Below are 19,953 nucleotides of genomic sequence, written 5' to 3' on the forward strand. Positions count from 1 at the left end.
CTGGAGGAACAGATTGGCAGTCGTTAAGACCAGGAGTGCTGGAAACTCGGACCCATGAGATACGTAGTCGCCTCGCTGTTCGGCGCCCTATTATTGTTCGGGTTCATCGCCTTGGCCGGCGCCGGCCACGGCTGGATCGCGGGCGCGTTCAGTTGTCTGCCATTAGCTGCGGTCTCATTTGCCGCTTGGCTCAACGCACTGCGCACCGTGCCTTCGCTCAATGTCGCTAACGGACTGCTTGTTACCCCATGCGTCGTGCTGGTGGGCACGGCATACGGCACGCTGTCGGAAGGCACGGGCTACTTCCTTGGTTATTGGCGCCTGCAAGGTCCCCTGACCGGGTCGATTATCGCTCTCATTTATTTCAACTGGATATTCGCTTACGGGTTTTCATGGTGGCGGCGGCGTGCCTCATCCAGCATCGGAACCTGACCCAAACGCAAGCTTATGGTCGCGTGGCAAAGCGACGGTCTGGCCCGAAGCATCGGCCATGACATGAATTTCAGTCACGGAGGTAATACAGCTACTGTTCACAGACGCCACGGCGTCCCAGCGGCCGCGACCTGCCGCCGCTGGCTGGTTCGGCGTCGGCTCTTCATGGTGCTGCATCTTCTCGACAGCGCGACCGCCACCGCTTTGTCTTTGGTGGGGGGCTGCAAATCAATTCGGCGCTAACCAAACTGTTGGCGTAAATTGCGTCGCACGAGCAGCGCGTTTTAATGAGGCGGGATGCGATGCACTGGCAAGCTTTCTGCTGCCTGCACTCTGCTGAAGGGCGAGACTGTGGGCTTGAATTGGCTCAGACCTGGGCTTGAAAGCCGTGGAGGACTGCCATATCCTTTGCACAAGAAATCTGGCTCTCACTATGGGTAGGATGAATTCTGTGGCCAAGGCACTCAAGATCCCCCAACGGAACGGACCTCTCATCTTGTCCTATATGGACCGGAACGGGAAAATTGCGATCGGACAGGTGGCGGATGGGTTTGGCATGTCCAAGAGCCAGTTGGCCCAAACCGCTGGTCTTGCTCGCGAGACCCTGTATCGGCCGGAGCGCAGCGCTGCGGTAAAAACACAGGGGCGTCTGCGGGAGATGCTCGAGATTATCAGTCGCGTGACGGATTGGGCGGGCGGCAAGGAGCAGGCGATGGCCTGGTATCGCGCTCAGCCGCTTCCAGCATTCGGCGGACGCACGGCTGAGGCGCTGGTGAAGGACGGCAAGGCCGTTGCGGTCCGTGATTATCTCGATCACATGGCCGTTGGTGGCTTTGCGTGAAGTTCGTCGGAACCTGCTATCGGGCGCACGATCCACGTTGGGCATTTAAGCCCACTTCCGGTGCAGGAGCAGCGATCAGGGGGGCACGATTCAACCCCAAAGGTGTGCCGGCGCTCTATCTGGCGTTAACCTTGATGACAGCGATCAAGGAAGCCAACCAGGGCTTCGCGCAGCGGATCGACCCCTGCGTGCTGTGTTCGTATGAGGTCGACTGCGGCGACATCGCGGATCTGACAACGAAAGAGACGAGGGGAGAATTTTCTGTCGCGCTCGAAGACATGGGCTGCGCCTGGGCGACGGCGCTTAGCGACGGGGAGCGCCCGGCGTCCTGGTCCGTCTACGACCGGCTGCGGCCTCGAAATATTGCCGGCATCGTTGTCCCAAGTTTCGCGCCGAGCGCCGAGATGGAGGGTCGCAACCTGGTACTTTGGGACTGGGGTCCGGATCTGCCGCACAAGGTAGCTGTATTCGACCCGAGCGGTCGGTTGCCCAAGGACCAACTATCCTGGCGGTAACGCACTCTCGCTCATCCGGACGGCAGGGGGGCTTTCGCCCTACAGGTCTGATAGTTTGGTGAGGTTGACACAAAAGCAATCGCGTCTGTGCCTCGCCAAGTCAAATCTCGGGTACCTCAGATCTTCCACTCCCGGGATGAAAGCAGCCAGGACAGGTAGGGAGCTAAGGCGCTGCGGGCGAGCGCGGTAGCAGACTCTCAGCGATGCGCGCTGCAACGGCGGCAACGACCCACAACCAGGGCGGGTTCTGCCACTGAGTCGAGCGGTGCTTGTGCAGTGAGAGCCCCGAAAGCGGTGGGGCTCGATTTGGTTTGCAATCACCCCTCCAGCTTTCTTGCGTTCCGCTGCAGCGTCTTCATCACTGCTGGTCTCCTCGATCAGGTCGCGATTGTGTCGAAGAGGAGTGCTGCTTGGCGCGGTACTGATTTCATAAGCTGCCCTATCGGAAACCCCTGTTGCGAGCCCGGATATTCCACCGTGTCCTGTCACGGGTCCCGGCTGGCTGGTGCTCCTTTGACGCCAAGAACCTCGCTGGCCCACCAATGTTCCCGCGCTTAATCAACCCATCGCTGATCGAAGTGACAGTGGCGCCCGCCCGTCATATTCGCGTGTAGGATGTAGGTTGCCAATTTCCTGAAACGCTCGGGGCAGCAGCAGAGGTCGGAGTATTGGAGGGCAATACCGCTTGGCTTGCTGGGCACGTTTAGTGCCCTTCCTGGCTCGATCTCTTCGCGCGGTGCCATCACCTGGGCAGGTCACCTATCATCGAGTTTAACGGCACAGTTGCTCATTGCCCGCCGTCCTTGGCAGCGGGCGCCTTTAACGGTCCAGAAGTTTTCCTGGCGTACAGCAGGTTCATGAAACCGCTACGGCATTTTGGCGAACCAACCCGCCGTCTCTTCCTCTTGAGAACGGCTTTGCCCATCACCGTGGTGACGCTGATAGTTGCGATCGTCACCGCGGGACTTTTGCTGTGGTCGGCTATCCAGACTGACCGTGTTGCCGTGTCGCGGCAAAAAAGCCTGGTTGCGCTGATCGTATCCAACCTGGAGAGCGGAGTAGCGCATGACCAGGAGAGCGTCACGGTTTGGGACGATGCGGTCAACGCGCTGCGGAGCCGCGACGCAAAATGGATCGACACCAATCTCGGCAGCTGGATGCACACTTACTTTGGCCACGACCAGGTCTACATTCTCGACGCCAATGACGCGCCAGTCTACGCATTCGTCGACGGCTCTATTGTCGCTTCCTCCAGCTACCGTTCCGCAAGCCCGATGACAGCGCCTCTTGTCCTCAATCTTAGGGCAAGATTGAAACGTGAGGACACCGATGGAGTGACGGAGCAGGTGCTCACGGTAGGTGCCTCCGACATGGCCGTCATCTCGGGCCACCCCGCCATTGTGAGTGTAAAGCCGGTCGTTTCCGACAGTGGCCACATCGCGCAAATACCAGGGGAGGAGTTCCTGCACGTCGCAATTCGATATCTCGATGGCAGTCTGCTTACCTTGCTGCGCCAGGATTATCTGCTCGAGGGCGCGCGTTTCTCCTGGCTCAACAAGCTCGCCTCGGCAGAGGCATCTTATCCCCTCGTCGACCGATCTGGCTCGACCATCGGCTTCTTCGTCTGGCAGCCATACCGGCCCGGGACCTTCGTTCTCTTTCAACTGGTTCCAATTCTGGTCGTCTTGTGCGGGCTGGTTCTGGGCGGCGTCATTGTGGCTCTCAGAGCGTTGCGCAGGCGAACTTTGAAGCTAATTGAATCGGAAGATCGAATCTTTCAACTCGCCCACAACGATCTGCTTACCGCGCTGCCCAATCGCGGGCAATTCAACGACCGTTTGGCCGACGCGCTGTCGCGGCTGCCTTCGACGGGCGAGCAACTGGCAGTTCTTTACCTCGACCTGGACAGGTTCAAGCAGGTAAATGATACCTTCGGTCACCCGGCCGGCGATGAGCTGCTTAGGGAGTTTGCAGACCGGTTGAGGCGGCTAACCACCGAGGCAGACACGGTCGCGCGCCTGGGTGGCGACGAATTCATCATCATCAAGCGTTCGGTCGCAGGCGAAGATGAGGTCAGGACGTTATGCGAACATTTGCTCGAGTCCGCGCGCCGGCCATTCCAGGTCGCCGGAGCTCAGGTCTTTGTGGGGGTGAGTGTTGGCGCAGCGTTTGCTCCAAGGGACGGATTGGAGTGGGTAGAGTTGGTGCGTAAAGCCGACGTCGCACTGTATCACGCCAAGGCTCGGGGCCGCAGCAGCTATGCATTCTTCGCAACCGAGATGGACCAAACCCTGGCAATGCGCAAGGGTCTCGAACAGGACCTGCGCAGTGCTTTGCAAGCGCCCGGCCAGATTCAGGTCTACTACCAGCCGCTATACACCGCAGACACAAACCGGATGGCAGGTGTTGAAGCGCTTGCCCGCTGGTCGCATGTGGAGCGTGGTTGGGTTGCGCCCGACTTGTTCGTACCGTTGGCCGAAGAAATGGGACTGGTTGAACAATTGGGCGAACTGGTTCTCCGTCAGGCGTGTCTGGATGCGGTACACTGGCCAATCGAGACATTGGCGGTGAACGTCTCGGCTTTGCAATTGAACAATCCGAGCTTTGCCATGAAGGTCACGAGCATCCTGCTGGAGACCCAGATGGACCCTCGACGGCTTGAACTCGAGGTCACCGAAAGCACGCTGTCTCAGCACCGGACTGAATGCCAGCAGAACGTCGAAGCATTGCGCAGCATCGGCGTACGCTTTGCTCTTGATGATTTTGGGACGGGGTTCTCCTCACTTGGACGCCTGCAGACCCTGGAAGTCGACCGGATCAAGATCGACCGAAGCTTTGTGCAGGGCTTTGGTCACTCAAATGGAGACGAGGCTATTGTTCAGGCGATAATTGACCTGGCCCGCGCCACTGGCCTCAGCACCACGGCGGAAGGTGTGGAGACGGACAGCCAACGCAATTTTCTGCGCAAACTCGGCTGTGACCAGCTACAGGGATTCTTGCTGTCCAGGCCCGTGCCCAAGCAAGAGATCGAGAATCTCACAACGGGCGCAACAAGGCGCGCTTCCGCCTGAGGCCGCCGAATGCGGGTTCGGGTGACCCTTAACGGGCTTGTGGCAGGCGATGCGGTTCTGGCACTCGGTCAAAATCGGCCAGCACATTTCCTGGCCGAGAGGAGCTGAGCACCCGTCGCCCAGAACCTCCACTTTGTGGTTGCGCCTGCCTGCCATGCCGTTTTCCATAAAAACTTTGCCGCGTTGCTTGTCACTCACTCTGTTGATGTTCCAATCTCCGGGCTGCCGGTGCCGACGGATAGCTCGCGAGCACCGTCTCCAGGCGAGCCAGGCGGGCCTTTTGGGCGTTCAGCTCATAGCCGGAACGCCATGCGCTTCTCCCGGGTCGTGCGTCTCTGCATTGATCGATTTGAAGCAGCGAGATGCTGAGGCGGACCGCGTCGATCTCTTTGACGAGCGCGGCCATCACCGGTTTGCGACTATGCATGGCCATACTTGCTGTACGAGGGTGGCGCAAAACGTCAAGCAAGAGGAAATGTTCCCTGGCCGCGTGTGGCGGCGGAATTTGCCTGGCATCTGGCCTTTGCCGGGCCGCGAACATCGTGCACGCCGACCAGTCGGCATTCTTGCCAAGTCGGTCCGAGGCCGCCTGGCCTGTCGATGGACCTGGTTAACGAGATGGCTATCGCCAAAGTTTGCGCCTCACGTCAGATGAGACTTGCGCCATCAGCCCCGACGATGGCCGGCGACGGGCGGCCCGAAGCAAAGCGGTCTAAGCACGGCCCGGGGCGGCAACAGCCCTCTTGTATTGGAGCTCACTTTAGCCTCGGCCTAGCGGCGTGATGACTCTCCCGGTTCGTCGCATTCTTCGCAGGCGGGACAGTGCACCAGGGCGGTGCCGGACATGGAACAATGCACTGGCGGTCTGGTTTGATAGGCAAGCACTGAGAGCTGGTACTCGGGCTTTGCGGACAGACGGAAAGGAACTGAATATGTCGAGATCTTCCTACCCAAGCGGGCCGGGCAACAAAGGCAAGGTCGACAACGCTCCTGACGGATCTCCAGAACAGGATCCCGTGGAGGGTCGCGCGAAACAATCGACCGCGAACTCGAACGGACAGACGTCAAGGACGGCTCCGACGAAACCGAACGCCTCCGCAGAGATTTGGGACGACAGGTGAAGGAGGAGACGAACTTGCCCGGGCGGGGATCGGCCTGACAGGGTGAATAGTTCGCTGGAATGCATACGAGCACTGGCCGGCTTGGGTGGGCATGCTGGTCGCCCGAGCAGGTCATATTCATTTTTACTAAAACTCCAGGAACCGATTGCTGCTATCCGATTTGACTCCGGTCAGGGAGTCGCAAGTGCATGCGTAAACCGGAAGGCCAACTCGCTTTCATCGCGTTCCAATCGCCAACGCTGGTTCTAAACACGCCCGAGGAGGCCGACTGGCTGCATGAAATCAAATATGACGGCTACCGGACGGAGCTTGTCGTCGAGGGCAGGCAGGCACGCGCATTTACCCGCCGGGGCTACGACTGGTCGCACCGCTACAAGCGGATTGTTCAGGCGGCGGCGCAGCTGCCCGTCGAATCCGCGATCCTCGATGGCGAAGCCGTTGTTCTGGGCAGCACCGGCCTGCCGGATTTTCAAGCTCTTGAGCGGGAACTGGGGAATGCGAACTCGCATAAGCTTATGTTCTTTGCATTCGACCTTCTGCACCTCAACGGACGCGATCTTCGGCGAGAACCGCTGATTGCACGCAAGGCCGCCCTCCAGAAGGTGCTGAGGGACACGGCGCCGACGCTGACCTATGCCGAGCACCTAGAGGCATGCGGTCGCGACGTGTTCGACCACGCGTGCCGGATGGGCCTGGAAGGCATCGTATCCAAGCGAGCCGATTCGCCGTACCGCTCCGGCATCCAGACGAGCTGGCTCAAGGTGAAATGCATCAAGAGCGACACGTTCCCGATTGTCGCCTTTGTCGAGAAGCTTGGTGCTCACCCCCGCCGTATCGCCTCGCTGTATATCGGCAGGTGGAAAGGCGACCGGCTGCTTTATGCCGGGAAAGCTCAGAGCGGTTATACGCTGGACGCAGCACGGAGGGTCAGGGAACGGCTAGATCCGCTGGTCGTCGGCAAATCCCCCTTGTCCGAACCGGTTGAGAAGCCGAAGGCGACCTGGGTCAGGCCCGACGTGCTGGCGGAGGTGCAATTCAGCGGTGTCACGGATCGCGGCATCTTGCGGGAGGCCGTGTTCAAGGGGCTGCGGGAAGATCTGCAGGCGATCCCGGCCAAGCCGCCGTCTCCCTCCAAGCGCTCGGAAGCCCTGCATGGCGTCCCTCGCGAAAACATTCTGCAGCTTCTGCCCGATGCTATCGCGCCGTCCAAGGAAGAGCTCGCGCGCTATTGGGAGCGGGTGGCCGATCAGGCTTTGGTTCATCTGAGCCGCCGGCCGCTGAAGCTGGTCCGCCACGCCTTCGGCGCCACCTTCTATCACAAGGGGCAATTGCCTCCGATACCGGCTTCGGTGCACCAGCTTCGGGTCCAAAAGCGCGAAGGTGGCGAAGGTGTCCGAGTGTGGATTGACGATCTGGACGGTCTGCTTGGCTTAGTCGAAATGGACGCCGTCGAGCTGCATCCTTGGAACGCCACCATTGACGATATCGAACATGCTGACCGGCTCGTCCTCGACCTCGATCCCGGTGAAGGCGTTCCGTGGCAAGCGCTGGTTGAGGCCGCGCTGTCGCTGCGCCGTATCTTGGAAGCGGCTGGCTTGGAGAGTTGGCCGAAGGTGACCGGCGGCAAAGGCATCCACCTGATGACGCCGCTCGGCTCCAGGATGACCCACGACGAGGTCCGGCAACTGGCCAGATCGCTGGCTCAATGCCTCATCGATGCCGAACCCGACCGATACCTGCTGTCAGCCGACCCGGCGGCCCGAAAGAGCCGCATCTTCCTTGACTGTCTGCGCAACGGCCGGGGCAACACCGCCGTCGGGGCTTTTTCTCCGCGAGCGCGGCCGGGCTTCCCCATTTCCCATCCTGTCACATGGAGACAGGTTGAACGAGGTGTCAGGCCAGACGCCTTCACACTCGCCAACCCCTTCAGGCCCGATAGCCGAAGGGCGGCATAACCCAAACTTTGGCCACAGGCGCAATCTTCCCAGTGGCAAAAGCGTGAGGCGGGGTGGCGCCCTGCCTCACCGATCAGAGCCCTAGTGTTTGACCTGCTTCAAGCTGAAGGAAGGCTGCCGACGGATTCCTGAAAACCGCGTCCTGAAAAGCCTCGGCAGCAGAGGCGTGGGTGAGGTCGACCAGAATGGCTGCCGCTCGCTCAACTTCATCGGCCAAGTGGTCGAGTCGATCCATGCGCTTCAGGACGCGATCATGGAGCATCGACAACCGCGCGGCGTGGTAGACCTCGCTTCGCTTGTGACCATCCCAATTGAGTGGTTCGAACAACATCATGGGTTTTGGCTCCTCAAGGCGTGCTTGTCGGGTGCGCTATTTTGAGTAACCGCCGACGGGCCGCTTTTGCTCGCGCCTGCCCGGCTCGCATGCGGCTGCACAGCGCAAGACTGATCGCAAGCCCGTGGTTGTCGTTGTTCATTGTCTGTGGCCGATCGAGGGAGAGTTCGCCGCGCCTAGCGTGTTGCCTGGCGACCGCCATTTCCAGGTTCAAAAGTTCAACCATTCCTCGGCGTCCTCGATCATCAGCCTTCCATTAGAAAATCGTCACTTGGCCCTTTCGTTCCGCTCCGGGCCCCAAAAAGGGCCGCAAACACGTGCCCGGCTGGGAGCGTCCTATCGCCTGAGCGTACACCCGCTGGCTCCGGTCTGCGGGTTCTTTGCTGTCCTAGCTTTTGCGACGCGGCGAAGTCGGGGGCCGGGGATGCTCGTCCCGCCGTCGGAAATCCCCGGAAATGCATCGCCGGCCTAGTTGTCGTCTGCCGCTGCCAATCCGAAACGGCCTGTAGCCTGGCTGCTCGTATGAGGACCTGGTACAGCTCCCGATGTCGACTTGCTGACGGGAAACTTGCAGGGTTAGAAATCCTCCTGTTCGTCAGCCGGATCGCCTTCGCGCCTGTTGCCGGGAATAGGCGGACCAAGTTCGGAGAGCATGAATTCGGAGGAATGAGTCGGGTCGCCTGGTTCGGCCAAGATGTATTCGTATGTGGCGGCATTGGCGCAAATCCCGCTGGTCCACCTCTTGCCCAAAATTGGGGCACGGATAGAAATGCCGCTCTTCCGGGAGTCTTCGCCGCCGTGCAACTTGCCGGGGATAGGCGGGCCAAGCTTTGAAAGCTTCGTCATGCCGGTTTGTCCACCAGCGGCGTCTGCCGCGTCGGCGGCTTGTAGGCATTCACCAGGCGCAGGGTGTCCAGCTTGACTGTGATAGGCACGCCAAAGTTCACCGTCACCAGATCCCCATCGATGTGAGTGACGCTGCCGATAAGCTCGATCGGCTGGCCCTGCTGCACTTGGGAAGTCCGGTCGATGATGGAATGCGGGAAGCCATAAGAGGGGATCGAGACGCTTACGCGGTCTGCGGTGACGCGCCGCCGGACTGTCGCCACGATTGCCACCTCATCGCCTATGCTGATGCTGCCCTTAGCCATGCCGATTCAAACTCGGAGCAGGCGAGTTTGTTTCGTAAGCAGATGCTAAAATGTGATCGCCCGTCGTGGAACATACCTCCACCTTCGCAGTTATGACCGTTCAGATTTTTGCGCGTGTGGGGAAATCATGAAGCGAGACTTTGCATACCTGTGCGCTTGGGCGAGTGCACGGGGCATTAAAATATATCAGCGTTCAAAGACGGTATGGATCGTGGCTGGGGGCTATCGAGGTCGGGATTTGGAAGTTAAGGGGCGGTCGCCAGCTGTTGCACTCTTACTATGGATTGAGGCAACCCAGTACAGGGGAACGATTTAGGACTGTTGGCACGCACCTGCGAGTAGCCACAAAAAGCGCGCGACCGTCGGGATCTCCCCCGCTAGTGCATGTCGCCCCCCAAACCGACACGCATTTCAATGATCCCCGCATTCTCAGGATCGATCGCCGGCCGTTCGGATCGCTGGCCGAGCATGATGCAGCTGATTGCCCGGTGGAACGAGACCGTCGGCCCCGAGGATGAAATCTGGCATCTGGGCGACTTCGCGCGGCTAGGCAAATCGAACGTCGAAGCCCTGCTGGCACACCTGAACGGCCGCAAGAACCTCATCGTCGGCAACAATGATGCGGGTGGCACATCGTCCAGCACTATAGGGAGCTGGTGCAGGAGGCTCAGCTTATCGTGTTGTGCCATTATCCGTTCCAGACGTGGAACCGGATGGGCAAGAAATCGATAAACCTGCACGGACATTCGCACGGCAAATTGAAGCCGTTGACGCGCCAATATGATGTCGGTGTCGACAGCTGGGATTTCCGGCCCGTTTCGCTGCACACATTGCGCGGCAGGCGCGGGCTGCGGTGACGCGGCTGAAGCGGAGAGGGTTTGGTGAGCGAGCACCGGCGGCCGTTGCCCTTTCACTTTCTATCCAGCACCTTCCGGATCTTCTCCGCCAATTCGTCGATCGTGTACGGCTTGGACAAATACAAGCGGTTGACCTGTTTGACCCGCGAACTTGCAAGATTGGATTCGGATGGTGCCGACAGAATGCTACCAGAGTGATGGCGTAGTTCTGATCATTTGAGGTGACCAGCCGCGCGAAGCTTTGCCAGCAAGATCAGTGCTGTGCCATGGTAGTCAGCTCGCACGTGTTCGCTCAATGGGGAAGCCTCCCATGCAGCGAGCGCCGCGACGAAAGGCGACGCGGCACCATTCACTGAGGCGCACCTTAATTGGCCACTCTTCTCGAGCACGACTATCGCCGTATCTGCGTCACCGTATCCGATGGCGGCCATTCTATAAATGTTGGCGTCACCGTCGACACGCACATCGAACAGCACCGCGCCAGCAGTTTTCTCCGCAGCGTCGATCACCCTGTCGGAAAACGGCTGCTGAATGCCATCCGCATTGGCCATCGATTGCTCGAACAGAACCATTTCAACATGTCCAGCCACCATGTTAGCGACAGTGCGCTGTTCTGTGCGATTGGCCTAGCCAACATTTCGTGGATATCTGCCGTTGTTCACAGGACGCACTGCGCACGCCGCCAATCACCGCGATGGCCTGACGAGTGGTTCGTAGACGATCTCCAGGATCACGATGAAGCAACGGTGCAGGCAAAAACTCAGGCCGAAGCGGGCGTGTAGAGGGATCGGAAGATAGACGGCGGCATGCGCGTTCACGGTCTCAATTCGAAGCGGCTCCCCGGGGCTGCCCAAATCCCGCAGTCTGTACCGCTCCCATTCGGAGCAAAAAAAGAACGATAGGCCGCTGCGGTCTTGACGGGGCAGGAATATATTCCTTATTTGTGACAGCATGAAGCCAGAGAGCGTCCATGGCAAAGCCCCTAAACGGGGCGGCGGGCTGAGCTCTGTCGGAATTGGCATCCGCAGCCCGGCAGCGCACTAGACGCTGCACCCGGGTCGCGAGGAAGACAGAACTGGAACGCGAGCTTGGCTTGTCGTGTGGTGCGATTTCGAACGTTTTTCGCGAGTCTGACGCGAGCAGCACCTCTGGTGTCGACCACCGGCGAGGAGCAGAGAAGGGACCGTCGGTCCGGTGGAAATCCAGAGGATGCCAAGGGATTGAGCGGGTTTGAGAATGCATGATTTGATCAGGTTCTTCCAGGACAATGCGACGTTGATCATTGCCAATCCTATTGCCTTCGCGACGTTCGCGTTTCTTTTCGGGAGTGGAGGGTTCGTCGTGGGTCGCTATTTTCTAACCGAGCGCATCGCCAATCTGGAAAGCCGCATCGCCCGTCGTGACGACGAAATCGATGCGCTGAAAAAGCGCCGGGATAAGACGGGAGGGCCGTCCTTAATCCCTGTCATCGGTACATCGGCAATCGGCGAGAACGAAACCACACCACTGCTGGGAACACGGCCGGACCGGCCTCGGCTGGGACCACTGTCAGCGCCGCCGCGTCAACGTCGTGGCTAAGCTATGGCTGGTGGTGGCATTCATCTTTGGATGAGAAAGCGATTGATCAGAAAATAGAGTGAGCCATGTGGTGCTGTCGCGCCAAAAATCCGGTAGTGGCACAAGCAGCATGGCCGCGGACGTGGGCTATCCAAGCCGGCCCGGTATGTCATTCGATCCACCTATTTGTAGGGCACCGACAAATTGTGGAACTCTTCAAAATGGCCGGAAAAATTGCGCGCCAGATACCGCACGGCCCGAGGGTTATTCATCAGCCGATCGAGATAGCGGCCGGCAGCCAACAGTTCCAAGCTCACCGAACCACGTCGCTCCACAGCGCTCAGAAACTCACGGCTTAGCCGGTCAAGTTCTGGCGTCATCGCGTCCAGTTGATCTTTAGACGCGTTGGCAACCGTCGTCGGATCGAAACCCTCGGCCAGCAGCGCACGCGGCGTGAAGGCGACAAGCAACTTTTCGTACGTGAACGTGACCCGCTCCATGGCAACCATCAACTTGGCAATTTCCAATTGCCTGGCCGGGAGCACATGCCGCAGTAAGCCGAAGATTTTCACCTTCACAGGGTAGTCCTGAAGAAAATTGAGGACGTCGGGGCAAATCCCGCCGACAGATTGGGCACTGCTGTCAGAAGGGGACTCGCAGGCATGCGCGGCTGTCTGAGATTCGACCGTCAGGCCTTGCAACCGCTGGGCCAGGGGTTTTGGCATGGTGGCAAGGCTTTCGGACACCAGCAATGAGCGAAATTTCGTGTCGCTCATGATCAGGCGAAGCGCTTTGACCATACGCCCCAAGCGCTGTTCTGCTTCCACTGTTTCTTTTATGAAACGGCGCTTACGTCTGCACTCAGCTTCATAGGTTGCCAAAAGCTCTGGCCCAAAGAGCTTTACCTTTGATCCCGGTTGATCAGTGGCAATATTCCGGGCGTGTCTGTGGCCGTTATCCTGGAAAGCTTTGTAGGCGGCTATGCGGGTCATACGATACTTCGAACTCACAATATGGTCTCCACACTTGCTCGCGCTGCCAGTCTGGTAATTGGGGTGAGCGTGGGGAAAAGGTAGGTATCCAGTTGAGCCCCATTGTTAGCGCGCAATTCCGATTTGCCGACGATTTTAGAAATAGGGGCAATCAGATAGTCTCGAATGACAAGGTCACCTGGGCGCATCCGGACCAAGATGAAAATGTCGGCCACCGACTGGCGTCGGGTTTTCAGGGACCAGAAGGGATATCCGTAGTCGGAAGCGGTGCAATGTAGGACTTCGATTGCAACCGTGAACTCGTCGTTGATCCGCAGGATCTCGTTCTCTTTGTCATAGGCCGCCTGTCCGCCAGCGCTTCCGATCGCGCCCAGTAAGCCTTCTATCGCCTGTATACGTACCGTCGCCAATCGCCTTTTCGAGGCAATGAACTGCCTGGGCGACCGATATCCGATCAATTCGTAGCACTTCAGAAGACTTCCGAAGCGATGGAAATACAGGCTAGCCGCGGGGCAATCAGGCGCATCGTCAATGACCGAGGCAGACAAGTAGCCTCGGCGCGCCAGAACTTTCTTCAACGCAAGCAGTATCTCTTCGTTGCTCACCCTGATGCCCGAATAGAGCGTCTGGTGGATGAGTTGCGCCCGTTCGAACAGCCTGCGGTCGATGATGGGCTCGAATGCGCCGTCCGCTCGAGCCCAGTGTTCAGGAGGATTGTTCGTTGCCTTTGCTTTAAGCTTGCGCGAGCGCCTGTTCCAGACATTGTTGCCGATGTATTTCTCATTGGTCAGAACTCCGCGCACCGTTTCCCGCTTCCATGGCCGCCCAAGGTCTGTGACGACGCCGCGCTTGTTCAACAGCCTTGCGATCTCAAGCTCTGTCTTATGCGTTTTGACGAACTGACCGAAGATCCAGCGCACCGTCGCGATTTCTTCTGGCGGCCCGGGCACCAAGATCATTCTGTCGGTGTGCAGGCTCTTTTGTTCGTGCGGGCAGAGGATAAATTTGGGACGTCCTGAATGGTCCACCAACTGGCGTCTTAGGCCGAGCCCCGGCTTGCCACCTTGACGGAATCCCAGCCGGATCAGCCTCGCCTGGCCTATGAACGTCTTTTGAGAGAGCATGCGGCTGTGCTCGGCAGCCATGCTGCGTTTGATAGCCATAAGCACATCGGAGCCGACGCTGCCGTCATTTGCGAATTGCTCGGCGCAAAATTCGATCCGCACGCCGGCCATCTGGCAACGGTATTCGTAGGCGGCGCTTTCATTGATGTTCTGGAAACGTCCCCAGCGGCTGACATCATAAATCACGACCGTTTCGAACTCGGCGCGCCCACTTTCTACATCGGCCAGCATCCGCTGGAGGCCGGGACGACCGCCTAAGTTGAGACCGCTGCGACCGGCATCCTCGTAAGTGGCGACGATGTCGTAGCCCATGATTTCGGCATAGTTGCGGATGGCATCTTTCTGATTGTCGATCGAGTAGGTCTGGTGCTCTTTCGACATGCGCAGGTACTGAGCGGCGCGAACGATGCGTTTGCCTGAAGGAACTCTTGGGGTTTTGGCAACCTCGTCCATCGCTCGCGCTGTCCTGCCGATCGGTCATGTTAGCGACCACAGCGCTATGGTTTGGTTGAAAATTCCTGTCCAGTTTGCGTCGAATGCCGGGCTTTTCTGTTTGGAAACCATGGCGTTCAACTGCCGGGAAACCCTGACTCACTTCGTGAGCCGGCACGCCGCTGTTCGGCCGCAATCCGACCGCACTTGAGCGAAATCGCCCCATGTGCAGTCCCGGGGCTACAAAGGAGCTCTGGATATGATGATGAAGAAGGCCATTCTGGCGGTGCTTATGACCGCTGTACTCGCAGGCTGCGCGCAGACCGAAGGCCAGCAGAGGGCTGGAACCGGAGCCCTGATCGGCGGCGCCGGCGGCGCCCTCGTCGGCCAGGCCATCGGCGGCAACACCAAAAGCACGGTCATCGGCGCGGCCAGCGGCGCCTTGCTGGGTGCAGTCGTAGGTAGCGCGACCACCCCGCAGCGTCGCGGCGATGAGATGTGCCGCTACCAGGACCGTTACGGGCGGATCTACACAGCACCATGCGATGACCGTTACTACAACGGCAACTATTGAAGGGCGGTGTTCGCCGGCTACTGACGCCCCAATAGACCTTGGCCGACGCTCGTCCGCGATATGGGTACGGCAGGCTACGTCCATCGGACTAATTGTGTCGGCCGCTAAACGCGCTCACACTCTAGGCATCCGAAGCCCAGTAGACGCCTGCTGACATTGCTATCGGACGCTTGCCGACACCTGTCTTCCCCCCGAAGCCCGGTCGACATGCAAGGCGGATCCCGTCCCCGGATCCGCCTTTTTCATGTCCGCGCTATCGGCGCCCCTAAGCGGTGGCGAAAGTGGGCTCATTGTCATCTTTTGCCCACTTGCCTGGACTACCTTGTTTTTGAGGCGGGCTTTGGAGGAGGTCGATGTGACGACGACAAGCCTTGCCGCCTTGAAAAACCAAAGCAAACGCGCCGTCAAACGACTCATCGGCTACGATTCCCGAAACTGGCTGCGCATCCGCCAGATCGAGGCGTTCACCCTCTTCCTCGAAGCCGGCAACCGCAAAGCCTCCGACGTGATCGAGATCTCGCCCGGCTGGAACCGCTACTGGCGGGCGATGTGCCCCAACTACAGATCGGTCGATTTCCCCGACTTCGACATCTGCAGGAATCGCACCGACGAGAAATATTCCATCGTCATCGCCGACCAGGTGCTGGAGCATGTCCAGCGGCCGCTGGCGGCGATGGCCAATATCCATGACATGACCCGGCCCGGCGGCTGGGCGATGGTGGCGACGCCCTTCCTGTTCAGGGTCCACGCCAGGCCGCACGACTATAGCAGATGGACGCCTGCCGGCTTGAAACAGTTGATGGTCGAGGGCGGCTTTCCCGAAGCCAATGTCAAGGTCCATGGTTGGGGCAACAAGGCCTGCGCCAGGGCCCATATCGGTGGGCCGGTTCGCGCCTACGGCCTGTGGCGGGATCTGAGCAACGACGAGGAATACCCGCTGATGGTTTGGGCCTTCGCCAAGAAGGCCTAGTTGGAGCTAGCTGCTTGGGATGCCGTGACTGGCGGCTGGAGCAGACGACGGTCCAAGGACGATGTCAAGGCGAACGTCGAGGAGGTCACATTTAAGGCCAGGCGATAACATCAAGCAATAAAATGCCCGGCGCCCACTCGGATTGGGGCCCTTTGGGAAGACGCCGGCCAAGCGGACAATCAGATCCGCCGCAGTTTACACATGGCCGATTCGCCGAGCCGGCATCATGGCGTGATCGTGCAGGGCATTGGCGAGACTGGGGCGCCCGAACCTACTCGCTTTGCGCTTGCTCGGAGCCGTCGTCAGGGGCCGACGAGCCAGCGGGGGAGTGTCCGAGTTTTAGTACCCCGAGTTGCCGTACTAGACCGGGTGGAGATTGGGTGCCGACAGGTTCGCCAACAGGTGGTCCGCCTCCCTTAGGTGGAACATATTACATTGCGGTAGACGCGGATTTTCCAAACAGGCGGGATCAACGGACGCGCTAGTCTGCGCTTTTCACGAGAATCAGCCATGCGAAATCCTTTCCACCTTCTTGGGAGGAGGTTGTTCAGATTGAGATTTTCAGTAGGGTGAAGGGCTAAGGCGCCAGCACACCGGTTGGCTCGTACTGTTTCAGGACGTTTATGATCGCCAGTGGTAGGCCGAGGGCCACATTTGAGCAGATTGTCTGTTTAGGCCCCAATTGTAGGCCGAAACGACAGATCCAGAATCATTTTGGCGAACGTATATCTCGGAGACATGTGTTCGATTGGCAGCTCACACCTTTTGAAACGGTGCTGGAATATCTGCGGCGGGACTTCCGGGGCATGTTCGAACGGAGCGATCTAGTATTGCGCAAGGGGGTCGTTTGGAACGAGCGCTTTCAGACGGAACATCAGCACGAATTTCCCGCTGACCTCTCACCGGAACAACTGAATGCACTTTATTCTAAGGCGCGGCTCCTCCATTACCACTGGTGCGCGGCGACGACAGAAGCGCTCGATAATCCACTGTCAACGCTGTTTGTCGTCGGCGTTCCGATGTCGGAGGCGATCGCAGGGCAGCTTTCAGACGAAATCGCAAAGCGCTGCTCACACAAGGCCTACTTAGTTCTGGACGGACCCGAAGGAGATTACCCGATTGGGGGGAGCACCTGGGCCGGGAACCGCAAACTTTGGGCGGAACACCTGTCCTCATTTACGATTGAACCAGCGAGTTTGGTCGCTTCAGCGCGTTAGATCGCGGGCTCATTTTCCAGGATCACAGGCGGGATCGAGGTTTAAAGCAGTAACGAGCGCCACCGCGTCAGGGGCGTCACAGTAGACTGCTTCAGCGCTTACAGCGGGGTTGCATCGACGTGGGGAGCCGCGCTAGATCGCCGCGAATAGAGGAGTTAGCAGTGGTCGATTTTGCTAAGTGGTACGAAGGGAAAGAATTTTCTTCCGATTGGACGTCTAATAATTTCCGTGTCTGGAGCGCTTGCCTTGCAAGTATGCGGGATCGACCTCTCAACATCTTGGAAATCGGATCTTGGGAAGGACGTTCCGCGATCTTTTTCCTTGAGTACTGCCATCTGTCGCGGATTACGTGCATCGATCCGTTCGTTGGAGGGCAGAACGAATACGTAACTTCGGCTGGCGGATTTACCCAAGTTGAACAGCGCTTCGATGCCAACACGGCCTCTTATGCCGGGCGCGTCACAAAGTTGAAGTCGATTTCCAGCAAGGCATTGATCGACCTGCAGGACCAAAAAAGATCCTACGACCTGATCTATATCGACGGCGCCCACGAGCGGGACGCGGTTCACGTCGATTCCCTTCTGGCGTGGCCTCTACTCAAGAATGGGGGGACAATTATTTGGGACGATTACGCTTGGGAACGGAAACAGCCGATCGAAACAAGGCCGGAAGAAGCCATCAATGTTTTCGTGGCTTCCAGACGCAACGAAATTAAAGTTCTCCATGTCGGGCACCAAATCGCAGCGCAGAAAGTTGCTGACGGAAGGTTTGATGTCCGCTCTGCCATCAACTCATTCATTTTGGGGAGGCTGCGGCAACGCAAACGCTCCGTCAAAGTGGCTAGATAGTGGATGATCACTGTGGCGCCAGGATTACCGTCGGGTCCATCTGCGGTGTCATAGATGACGCCGGATGCTGCCCGGGTGCTGCGCGATAAACGAAAAGGCCGAACTAATATCCGGCCTTTCTAAGCCTCAAAGCCTCTAATTAGTCGCGCTCATCGTCCTTAGGTTCGCCAGACCATACGAGAGAATACGAAGGAAACGGCTTGGCGAACCATCCGCTAACGTATTGATTATGTGTGGGAAACGCTGACCCTCAGAGAGTAAGATAATCGTTATTGGTCAAAGGGTTACGAAGCGGGTCGCCCGAATTGATTCAAGAAGCTGATCCAGCCATTCGCTGACCGCATTTATCTTCTCCCCAATAGCAGCAATGCGCCTCATCACTCTCGTTCAGGCGGGCTGCCATCTTTCCTGAAAGCTGCCGGTCCGTTCAGGATGGTCGCCGGCGGGCAACAAATTGTCGCGCTTCCTATAACCGGAGTTGTTTATGACACTGGAGACGCAAGGCTCCGCGGTGATCATCTATGCGGCTCGCTCGCTGCCCTGGGTTCGATGCCGATCATCGGGTTTCGACGCCGAAGCCGTGCACCGGAATTTCGGCCTGGCCGAAGGGTGTTGACCGTCGGACTGCAGCGAACTGGCAACGGGCCGCAGAAGCCCCATGTGCCTGTGGCTGATGTCCTGGCATTTGCCGATCGGCCAGAGTTCGAAAATTCGGTCTTCCAAAATCGATGACACAGGCGCTTTGGGGAAAGAGGGTGCGCAAGCTGTGTTGGCAGTTTGAGAATTCGCCGATATGCCGCACAACGGTAAATGCAACGCCGAGCCGGAACACGCCCGAGCAATGTCAGGTTCGCAGGAGGACAAGTAGCCGTGACGCAGAAGGGGATCACCTTGAGGGACGTTGCTGCCGCGGCCAATGTATCGCGCGCTACGGCCGCGCGGGCGCTCAACAGCTACGGTTATGTCGGCGACGAGACCGCACTTCGGGTGCTGGAGGCGGCTGAAAGACTGGGTTATCGGGCCAATCTCGTAGCGCAGGCCCTCCGCAGCGGTCAGTTGCCGATCGTCGGCTTCGTGCCCGGCGACATCCAGAATCCGTTCTTCGCGCGCATCGCTCACGACATCGAGGTAGAATTGCGCAAGCACCGCCACAACCTGCTGATCGCAAGCAGCGAAGAGAATATCGAACAGGAAAAGGAGTTGCTGGAGAGTCTGCGCTCACTGAGCATTCGCGGCTTCATCCTGGCGCCAACCTCAGCGACCGACAGCGAGCACATCGTGCGCCTGGTGCGTGACGGCGCACCGGTCGTGCTGATCGACCGCGTCGTCAAAGAGGTGCACTGCGACAGCGTCGGCGTCGACAACGAGGGCGGCGCGGGCGAGGCCGTGGATTACCTAGTCGCCAACGGTCACAAACGGATCGGGCTGTTGCGCGACGAATCCCGTATCTTCACCGCGCAGGAGCGTCTTGCCGGATACCGGAACTCACTGCAGTCGCATGGCATCGCGCTGGATGAATCGCTGATCAGCGTGTCGCGCTCCACGGTCGAACATGCCGTCGAAGCCACCATCCGCCTGTTCAGCCGACGCAACCGTCCTACAGCGCTTTTCACGGTGGACAGCATGATGACCCAAGGCGCCCTTCTCGGCCTGCGCTCACTGGGGCTCGCAATCCCCAACGACGTGTCACTGGTCGGCTTCGACGACTTCAATCTCGCGACTTTCACCGATCCGCAGATCACCGTCGTAGCCCAGCCCATCTCCGAGATCGGACCGCTCGCGGCCAAGCTGCTGCTCGAACGGCTCGCCGGAAAGAAAGTTGCGCCGCGTCACACCCGGTTCCCGACGCGCCTCGTCATTCGTGGCTCGGTCGCACACCTGCGCTGACCGGCACAGAACTTCCGTTTCAGACATTTGCTCGCAGGGGGGCTTGCCAACCCCAAAAAAGCATGGCCATTATTT

At 58.9% G+C, this 19,953-nt stretch carries 18 protein-coding genes and 2 pseudogenes; 13 read left to right on the forward strand and 7 right to left on the reverse strand.

Annotation, left to right across the window (positions count from 1 at the left end):
- The first annotated feature begins 54 nt into the window (after window positions 1-54).
- From FJ978_RS10630 to FJ978_RS10645, 4 genes are all read left to right on the forward strand, one after another.
- Window positions 55-432, forward strand: coding sequence for a hypothetical protein (locus FJ978_RS10630; RefSeq protein ID WP_013894073.1), 378 nt, complete (start codon window positions 55-57; stop codon window positions 430-432).
- A gap of 451 nt (window positions 433-883) precedes the next feature.
- Window positions 884-1,273, forward strand: a complete 390-nt coding sequence (locus FJ978_RS10635; protein ID WP_013894074.1) for an MbcA/ParS/Xre antitoxin family protein — start codon at window positions 884-886, stop codon at window positions 1,271-1,273.
- Window positions 1,270-1,788: an RES family NAD+ phosphorylase gene (locus FJ978_RS10640; protein WP_013894075.1), complete on the forward strand. Its 519-nt coding sequence runs from the start codon at window positions 1,270-1,272 to the stop codon at window positions 1,786-1,788. Before FJ978_RS10635 ends, FJ978_RS10640 begins: the two co-directional genes overlap by 4 nt.
- Window positions 1,789-2,645: 857 nt before the next feature.
- Window positions 2,646-4,859: an EAL domain-containing protein gene (locus tag FJ978_RS10645; protein ID WP_013894076.1), complete on the forward strand. Its 2,214-nt coding sequence runs from the start codon at window positions 2,646-2,648 to the stop codon at window positions 4,857-4,859.
- Window positions 4,860-5,049: 190 nt separating this feature from the next.
- On the opposite strand, the gene FJ978_RS10650 is transcribed toward FJ978_RS10645, so the two are convergent.
- Complete coding sequence (locus tag FJ978_RS10650; RefSeq protein WP_245265097.1) at window positions 5,050-5,265, reverse strand: hypothetical protein; 216 nt, start codon at window positions 5,263-5,265, stop codon at window positions 5,050-5,052.
- 903 nt (window positions 5,266-6,168) lie between these two features.
- Here FJ978_RS10650 and ligD point away from each other — a divergent pair.
- The gene (gene ligD / locus FJ978_RS10655) at window positions 6,169-7,935 is read left to right on the forward strand and encodes a DNA ligase D (RefSeq protein WP_013894078.1); all 1,767 of its coding nucleotides are present in this window, start codon (window positions 6,169-6,171) and stop codon (window positions 7,933-7,935) included.
- 73 nt (window positions 7,936-8,008) lie between these two features.
- On the opposite strand, the gene FJ978_RS10660 is transcribed toward ligD, so the two are convergent.
- The 3 genes from FJ978_RS10660 to FJ978_RS10670 all read right to left on the reverse strand — a co-directional run bounded on the left by FJ978_RS10660 (window position 8,009) and on the right by FJ978_RS10670 (window position 9,420).
- Window positions 8,009-8,269, reverse strand: a complete 261-nt coding sequence (locus FJ978_RS10660) for a hypothetical protein (protein ID WP_013894079.1) — start codon at window positions 8,267-8,269, stop codon at window positions 8,009-8,011.
- Between the two features lie 576 nt (window positions 8,270-8,845).
- Window positions 8,846-9,115 (reverse strand): hypothetical protein, encoded by a 270-nt coding sequence (locus FJ978_RS32770; protein WP_013894080.1) that lies wholly within the window; start codon window positions 9,113-9,115, stop codon window positions 8,846-8,848.
- Window positions 9,112-9,420, reverse strand: a complete 309-nt coding sequence (locus FJ978_RS10670) for a hypothetical protein (protein WP_140572104.1) — start codon at window positions 9,418-9,420, stop codon at window positions 9,112-9,114. The genes FJ978_RS32770 and FJ978_RS10670 overlap by 4 nt, the downstream gene beginning before the upstream one ends.
- A gap of 380 nt (window positions 9,421-9,800) precedes the next feature.
- On the opposite strand from FJ978_RS10670, the pseudogene FJ978_RS10675 reads away from it, so the two are divergent.
- Window positions 9,801-10,277 (forward strand): annotated as a pseudogene (locus FJ978_RS10675) (metallophosphoesterase).
- A 212-nt stretch (window positions 10,278-10,489) separates the two neighbouring features.
- Here FJ978_RS10675 and FJ978_RS10680 read toward each other — a convergent pair.
- The gene (locus FJ978_RS10680) at window positions 10,490-10,849 is read right to left on the reverse strand and encodes a hypothetical protein (RefSeq protein WP_245265098.1); all 360 of its coding nucleotides are present in this window, start codon (window positions 10,847-10,849) and stop codon (window positions 10,490-10,492) included.
- A gap of 664 nt (window positions 10,850-11,513) precedes the next feature.
- Here FJ978_RS10680 and FJ978_RS10685 point away from each other — a divergent pair.
- Entirely contained in the window at window positions 11,514-11,855 is a 342-nt protein-coding gene (locus tag FJ978_RS10685; protein ID WP_013894084.1) for a hypothetical protein, read from the forward strand.
- Window positions 11,856-12,016: 161 nt separating this feature from the next.
- Here the strand turns inward: FJ978_RS10685 and FJ978_RS10690 are convergent, their stop codons facing one another.
- Window positions 12,017-12,826, reverse strand: a complete 810-nt coding sequence (locus FJ978_RS10690) for a plasmid partitioning protein RepB C-terminal domain-containing protein (RefSeq protein WP_246678103.1) — start codon at window positions 12,824-12,826, stop codon at window positions 12,017-12,019.
- Window positions 12,827-12,840: 14 nt separating this feature from the next.
- Complete coding sequence (locus FJ978_RS10700) at window positions 12,841-14,403, reverse strand: recombinase family protein (RefSeq protein WP_140572105.1); 1,563 nt, start codon at window positions 14,401-14,403, stop codon at window positions 12,841-12,843.
- 238 nt (window positions 14,404-14,641) lie between these two features.
- On the opposite strand from FJ978_RS10700, the gene FJ978_RS10705 reads away from it, so the two are divergent.
- From FJ978_RS10705 to FJ978_RS10725, 6 genes and pseudogenes are all read left to right on the forward strand, one after another.
- Window positions 14,642-14,956, forward strand: coding sequence for a YMGG-like glycine zipper-containing protein (locus FJ978_RS10705; protein ID WP_013894087.1), 315 nt, complete (start codon window positions 14,642-14,644; stop codon window positions 14,954-14,956).
- A gap of 355 nt (window positions 14,957-15,311) precedes the next feature.
- Window positions 15,312-15,926, forward strand: a complete 615-nt coding sequence (locus FJ978_RS10710; RefSeq protein ID WP_140572106.1) for a methyltransferase domain-containing protein — start codon at window positions 15,312-15,314, stop codon at window positions 15,924-15,926.
- Window positions 15,927-16,666: 740 nt separating this feature from the next.
- Window positions 16,667-17,143, forward strand: coding sequence for a hypothetical protein (locus FJ978_RS10715; RefSeq protein WP_041164130.1), 477 nt, complete (start codon window positions 16,667-16,669; stop codon window positions 17,141-17,143).
- 161 nt (window positions 17,144-17,304) lie between these two features.
- On the forward strand, window positions 17,305-17,991 hold the full coding sequence (locus tag FJ978_RS10720; protein ID WP_013894090.1) for a class I SAM-dependent methyltransferase: 687 nt from the start codon (window positions 17,305-17,307) through the stop codon (window positions 17,989-17,991).
- 496 nt (window positions 17,992-18,487) lie between these two features.
- A pseudogene (locus FJ978_RS33140) lies at window positions 18,488-18,723 on the forward strand (hypothetical protein); the annotation flags it as partial.
- Window positions 18,724-18,861: 138 nt separating this feature from the next.
- Entirely contained in the window at window positions 18,862-19,878 is a 1,017-nt protein-coding gene (locus FJ978_RS10725) for a LacI family DNA-binding transcriptional regulator (protein WP_023766292.1), read from the forward strand.
- Window positions 19,879-19,953: the final 75 nt, after the last annotated feature.

Source organism: Mesorhizobium sp. B1-1-7 (genome assembly GCF_006442705.1).
Classification (GTDB): Bacteria; Pseudomonadota; Alphaproteobacteria; order Rhizobiales; family Rhizobiaceae; genus Mesorhizobium; species Mesorhizobium opportunistum.